Source organism: Pseudomonas sp. 2VD, from assembly GCF_005503585.1.
Taxonomy (GTDB): Bacteria; Pseudomonadota; Gammaproteobacteria; order Pseudomonadales; family Pseudomonadaceae; genus Pseudomonas; species Pseudomonas aeruginosa.
Genome location: NZ_SCND01000383.1, coordinates 1 through 5,575 on the forward strand (window position 1 = coordinate 1; position 5,575 = coordinate 5,575).

The window sequence follows — 5,575 nt, forward strand, 5'->3', positions numbered from 1 at the left end:
GGGGGGGGGGGGGGGGGGGGGGGGGGGGGGGGGGGGGGGGGGGGGGGGGGGGGGGGGGGGGGGGGGGGGGGGGGGGGGGGGGGGGGGGGGGGGGGGGGGGGGGGGGGGGGGGGTTGTGCGACTCCATGCATCCTCCGGCTCTCGAATCTGCCCGGCAAAGCCCAGGCAAGCGACGTGCCATGCGGGCCGCGGACCAGCGCCGGCGTGCGGGGCGGGGAACCGCTGGCGGCCTGCGGCGGTCTGTGCCGGACAGCGTTCGCTCCGTCTTGGGGCGCACGGCTTCGCGGTGGAGCGCCCCGGTCCGGCAATTTGCTTCGAGCAGACGCTGAAGGGGCGGGGCAGAACCGATATAATGCGCCGTTCGGCCCTTTCTCCAGGCCTCCGGCAGGATGCCGTTCCCCTTCACAGGTTTTCACCATGCGTAACGATGCTTTCGACGAACTCGACGATGTGCCCAGCCTGACCACCGATGCCGCCGACCGCGACGAATTCGGCCACCACCCGCGGCACGTCTACGAACCGGAGCAGCGCCGGGTCGTCGACACCAAGGAGCGCCGTCCGGCCTCTACCGGCCCGCTCTGGGCCCTGCTCGGGGCGATGCTGATCGCCCTCGCCGGGGTGGGTTGGTGGAGCCACCAGCAAATCAGCCTGATGGAACAGCAGTTGGTGGCGACCCAGGAAAGCTTCGTGAGGATCAGCGAAGAAGCCGCCGGGCGCCTCGACGACATTCGCGGCAAGGTGGTCGCCAGCGAGTCCAGCGTCACCAGCGAACGTGAGGCGCTGCGCCTGCAGGTCAAGCAACTGCAGGAGAAACTCGGCAGCCAGGAACGCCAGCAGGCCGATGTGAGCAACCAGTTCGGCGGCCAGGGCAAACGCCTCGATCAACTGGCCAGCGATCTCAAGGCCCAGCAGGAAAGCGCGGCGCAACTGGTCGCGCAACTGGACGGCAAGCTGCAGACACTGGCCGCCGAACAGGAGAAGCTGAAAGCCCTGCAGGTCGAACTGGGCAAGACCAACGAGCAACTCAAGGCCCTCGGCGGCGATGTCGCGGCGCTGAAGAAGCAGGGCAACCCGAGCCAGACGATCAAGGGTATCCAGGACGACCTGCTGGTATTGCGCAGCCAGCTCGACAATCGCCCGGCCCAGGGCGGCAATACCGCCGAGTTCGACGCCTTCCGTACCCAGGTGATGCGCAACATCAACACCCTCCAGGCCCAGGTGCAGAACCTGCAACAGCAGCTCAATACCCGCTGACCCCTTGCGCCGCCAGCCGCCCCGTCGCACCGGGCGCTGGCGGCGACAGTTCGCCGCGCCCGGCGAAAATCCCCGCTTCCATTGCTCTGGATCAGCGAATCCGCTGCTCCTCCGCTCCGATACTGCGTCCTTAAGCGAGCCTTAAGTGAGAGTCGTTTAGATTCTCGATCACCGGCCAGGGAGGCCATTGGTCCCTTCCTCCGCCTGGAATCCGCCATGAGCGCATTGCAACCGTCCCGTTCCTACCGCATCACCGGTTATTCCCCCGCCATCAGCAACGGCTATCGCCAACGCCTGTTCTCCATGGGGCTTCTGCCCGGCGCGGCGCTGCGCGTGGTGCGCATCGCCCCGCTGGGCGACCCGGTCCAGGTCGAGACCCGCCAGACCAGCCTGGCGCTGCGGCGCAAGGACCTCGCCCTGCTGACCCTCGTCCCGCTCGACTGACCCCGCCCGGAATCCCCATGACCGCATTGACCCTCGGCCTGATCGGCAATCCCAACTCCGGCAAGACCACCCTGTTCAACCAGCTCACCGGCTCGCGCCAGCGGGTCGGCAACTGGGCCGGCGTCACCGTGGAGCGCAAGGAGGGTGCGTTCCACACCGCCCGCCACGCGGTACGCCTGGTCGACCTGCCCGGCACCTATTCGCTGACCAGCGTTTCCGCCCAGGCCTCGCTGGACGAGCAGATCGCCTGCCGCTACATCGCCAGCGGCGAAGTCGACGTGCTGGTCAACGTGGTGGATGCGGCGAACCTGGAGCGCAACCTGTACCTCACGGTGCAGTTGCGGGAGATGGGCATCCCCTGCATCGTCGCGCTGAACATGCTCGACATCGCCCGTAGCCAGCGCATCCGCATCGATATCGACGGTCTGGCGCGGCGTCTCGGTTGCCCGGTGGTGCCGCTGGTGTCCACCCGCGCCGATGGCATCGACGAGCTGAAGGCGGCCATCGACGAGTTGCAGGTCCCGCAGGCGGCGCTGGCGGTGGACTACCCGCCGGCCATCCAGGCGCAGGTCGGCTACCTCCTGGAAACGCGCGCTCCGGCGGCCTCGGCCATCGAGCCGCGCTGGCTGGCGTTGCAGGCGCTGGAAGGCGACATCTTCAACGGCCCGGCGCTGGGCTTGCCGCCCGCCACCCTGGAACAGGCACGCCGGGGCTGCGGCGAGGAGCCCGAGCTGGCGATCGTCGATGCGCGCTACCGGCTGATCGGCGAGATCTGCGCGGCGGTCTGCGACCACCAGCAGGCGCAGCCGCACCGGCTGACCCAATGGCTCGACCGGGTCGTCCTGAATCGCTGGCTGGGTCTGCCGATCTTCCTGCTGGTGATGTACCTGATGTTCTTTTTCGCCATCAACATCGGCGGGGCGCTACAGCCGATCTTCGACAAGGGCTCGTCGGCGATCTTCATCGATGGCATCCAGTGGCTGGGCATTCGCTTCGGCCTGCCCGACTGGCTCACGGCGTTCCTCGCCCAGGGCATCGGCGGCGGGGTCAACACGGTGCTGCCGCTGGTACCGCAGATCGGCTTGATGTACCTGTTCCTCTCGCTGCTCGAGGATTCCGGCTACATGGCCCGCGCGGCCTTCGTCATGGACCGCCTGATGCAGGCGCTGGGCCTGCCGGGCAAGTCGTTCGTGCCGCTGATCGTTGGCTTCGGCTGCAACGTGCCGTCGATCATGGGCGCGCGGACCCTGGACGCGCAGCGCGAGCGGCTGATTACCATCATGATGGCGCCGTTCATGTCCTGCGGCGCGCGCCTGGCGATCTTCGCCGTGTTCGCCGGGGCCTTCTTCGGCCAGGGCGGCGCGCTGGTGATCTTCTCCCTGTACCTGCTCGGCATCGTCGTGGCGATCCTCACCGGGCTGCTGCTCAAGCACACCTTGATGCGCGGCGAGGCCTCGCCGTTCGTCATGGAACTGCCGCTGTACCATGTGCCACACCTTAAGAGCCTGCTGCTGCAGACCTGGTCGCGCCTGCGCGGCTTCGTGGTGCGGGCCGGCAAGGTGATCATCCTGGTCAGCCTGGTGATCGGCGGCCTGAACAGCATCACCCTCGACGGCAAGCCGGTGCAGGGCGACATCGGCCATTCCGCGCTGGCCAGCGTCAGCCAGCGTCTCACTCCGCTGCTGGCGCCGCTCGGGGTGCAGCCGGACAACTGGCAGGCCACCGTCGGCCTGGTCACCGGGGCGATGGCCAAGGAAGTGGTGGTCGGCACCCTGAACACCCTCTACACCGCCGAGCAGATCCAGGGCGAGGCCTTCGACTACGAAGGCTACGACCTGCCTGGGCAACTGCGCGACGCCCTGGTCGAAACCTGGGACGGCCTGGTCGATACCTTCAGCCTCAGCGTGCTGGCCAACCCGGTGGAGGCGAGCATGGCCGACGGCGACATGGAGACCGGCTCGATGGGCACCATGGCGAGCAAGTTCGGCAGCCCCATCGCGGCCTACAGCTATCTGGTCTTCGTCCTGCTCTACGTGCCCTGCGTGACCGCCATGGGCGCGATCGCCCGGGAAAGCAGCAAGGGCTGGATGGCTTTCTCGGTGCTCTGGGGGCTGAACGTCGCCTACTCGCTGGCGACCCTCTGCTACCAGGTCGCCACCTTCGCCGCGCACCCCGAGCGTAGCGTCCTGACCATCGCCGTGGTGCTGCTCTTCAACTTGATCCTGATGACCTGCCTGCGTCTGTTCGGCCGTGAGCAGGTACTGCAACTGCCAGGCCGAATGGCCGATGCCCCGAGCGGGCAGGGAGGATGTCACTGATGGCGACACTCATGCAGATCCGCGCCGCCCTGGAAGACGGCCAGGCGCGTGGGCTGAAACAGCTCAGCCGCCAGGTGGACGCGCCGCCGGCGCTGGTGGAGGCGATCCTGGAGCGGCTGATCGCGCTCGGCAAGGTCGAGCGGGTGGCTGCGCAAAGCTCGGGCGGTTGCGGCGGCGGTTGCAAGGGCTGCGCCCAGCGCGATCCGTGCGCGGAGCCGGAGCCGTATTTCCGCCTGCGCTAGACGGGCAAAGCACAGAGCCCGCCACGGCAAGCGTGGCGGGCTCTTTCCTGGCTGGCGCGATCAGGCCAGGGTCGGATAGTCCAGGTAGCCTTCGGTACCGCCGGTATAGAAGGTTTCCGGGCGCGGCGGGTTCAGTTCGGCGCCCTGGCGCAGGCGTTCGACCAGGTCCGGGTTGGCGATGAAGGGGACGCCGAAGGCCACCGCATCGGCGTCGCCCTTGGCCAGGATGGCGTTGGCGCTGTCGAGGGTGAACTTTTCGTTGGCGATGTAGGGTCCGCCGAAGGCTTTCTTCAGGGCTACGCCGATGCTGTCGTCGGCCTGCGCTTCGCGGGCGCAGATGAAGGCGATGCCGCGCTTGCCCAGCTCACGGGCGACATGGCTGAAGGTTTCCAGGCGGTTGGAATCGCCCATGTCGTGGGAGTCGGCACGCGGCGCCAGGTGTACGCCGACGCGCTGGGCGCCCCATACGGAGATCGCCGCGTCGGTGACTTCCAGCAGCAGGCGCGCGCGGTTCTCGATGGAGCCGCCGTAGCGGTCGGTGCGCTTGTTGGTGCTGTCCTGGAGGAACTGGTCGAGCAGGTAGCCGTTGGCGCCGTGGATCTCCACGCCGTCGAAGCCGGCGGCCTTGGCCCGCTCGGCGCCCTGGCGGTAGGCCTCGACGATGTCGGCGATCTCCTCGGTGTCCAGCGCGCGCGGGGTGACGTAGGGACGCTTCGGGCGCACCAGGCTGACGTGCCCCTCGGCGGCGATGGCGCTCGGCGCCACCGGCAGCTCGCCATTCAGGTAGAGCGGATCGGAAATCCGCCCGACGTGCCAGAGTTGCAGGAAGATGCGTCCGCCGGCGGCGTGCACCGCCTTGGTCACGTTGCTCCAGCCACGGACCTGGTCATCGGACCAGATGCCGGGGGTGTCGGGGTAGCCCACGCCCATCGGCGTGACCGCGGTGGCCTCGCTGAGGATCAGGCCGGCATCGGCGCGCTGGGCGTAGTACTCGGCCATCAGGGCGTTGGGCACGCGGCCTTCATCGGCGCGGCAGCGGGTCAGCGGCGCCATGACGATGCGGTTGGGCAGCTCGAGGTCGCCGAGCACGATGGGATCGAACAGAGTAGCCATGGAACATCCTCCACTAGGGAATAGACGGACAGGGGATCAATCGAGGACCGGCTGCGCCTGGGCGCGGCCGTTTCCGGAAAAGGCGATCAGGGTGGCCAGCAACGCCAGCGCGGCCAGCGCGGCGGCGGCCAGCGGCACGCGGGTCAGGCCCAGGCCGTGGTCGATGACGCTGCCGCCGCGCTGGCCGCGCTGGCGTTGCTGGCC

General features: G+C 68.6%; 5 protein-coding genes and 1 pseudogene. 4 read left to right on the forward strand and 2 right to left on the reverse strand.

The window, feature by feature from the left end; all coding sequences use genetic code 11:
- The first annotated feature begins 417 nt into the window (after positions 1-417).
- The 4 genes from FFS27_RS27670 (at position 418) to FFS27_RS27685 (ending at position 4,258) form a co-directional block, all read left to right on the forward strand.
- On the forward strand, positions 418-1,254 hold the full coding sequence (locus tag FFS27_RS27670) for an ATPase (RefSeq protein WP_003093989.1): 837 nt from the start codon (positions 418-420) through the stop codon (positions 1,252-1,254).
- A gap of 216 nt (positions 1,255-1,470) precedes the next feature.
- Positions 1,471-1,698 carry a ferrous iron transporter A gene (gene feoA, locus FFS27_RS27675; protein WP_003093986.1) on the forward strand — a complete coding sequence of 76 codons (228 nt, stop codon included), beginning with the start codon at positions 1,471-1,473 and terminating at the stop codon, positions 1,696-1,698.
- 17 nt (positions 1,699-1,715) lie between these two features.
- Positions 1,716-4,016: a Fe(2+) transporter permease subunit FeoB gene (feoB, locus tag FFS27_RS27680; protein ID WP_021264174.1), complete on the forward strand. Its 2,301-nt coding sequence runs from the start codon at positions 1,716-1,718 to the stop codon at positions 4,014-4,016.
- Positions 4,016-4,258 carry a FeoC-like transcriptional regulator gene (locus tag FFS27_RS27685; RefSeq protein ID WP_003093982.1) on the forward strand — a complete coding sequence of 81 codons (243 nt, stop codon included), beginning with the start codon at positions 4,016-4,018 and terminating at the stop codon, positions 4,256-4,258. Before feoB ends, FFS27_RS27685 begins: the two co-directional genes overlap by 1 nt.
- Before the next feature lie 60 nt (positions 4,259-4,318).
- On the opposite strand, the gene FFS27_RS27690 is transcribed toward FFS27_RS27685, so the two are convergent.
- Together FFS27_RS27690 and FFS27_RS33835 are read right to left on the reverse strand one after the other, a co-directional pair.
- A complete protein-coding gene (locus tag FFS27_RS27690) occupies positions 4,319-5,371 on the reverse strand; it encodes an alkene reductase (protein ID WP_003093980.1) in 1,053 nt (350 codons plus the stop codon).
- A 36-nt stretch (positions 5,372-5,407) separates the two neighbouring features.
- A pseudogene (locus FFS27_RS33835) lies at positions 5,408-5,575 on the reverse strand (hypothetical protein); the annotation flags it as partial.

What these genes read in the sequence shown, in the direction of transcription:
- FFS27_RS27690 (WP_003093980.1), bottom strand. Translation starts at nt 5,371, where the DNA reads ATGGCTACTCTGTTCGATCCCATCGTGCTCGGCGACCTCGAGCTGCCC.
- feoA (WP_003093986.1), top strand. Translation starts at nt 1,471, where the DNA reads ATGAGCGCATTGCAACCGTCCCGTTCCTACCGCATCACCGGTTATTCC.
- FFS27_RS27670 (WP_003093989.1), top strand. Translation starts at nt 418, where the DNA reads ATGCGTAACGATGCTTTCGACGAACTCGACGATGTGCCCAGCCTGACC.
- feoB (WP_021264174.1), top strand. Translation starts at nt 1,716, where the DNA reads ATGACCGCATTGACCCTCGGCCTGATCGGCAATCCCAACTCCGGCAAG.
- FFS27_RS27685 (WP_003093982.1), top strand. Translation starts at nt 4,016, where the DNA reads ATGGCGACACTCATGCAGATCCGCGCCGCCCTGGAAGACGGCCAGGCG.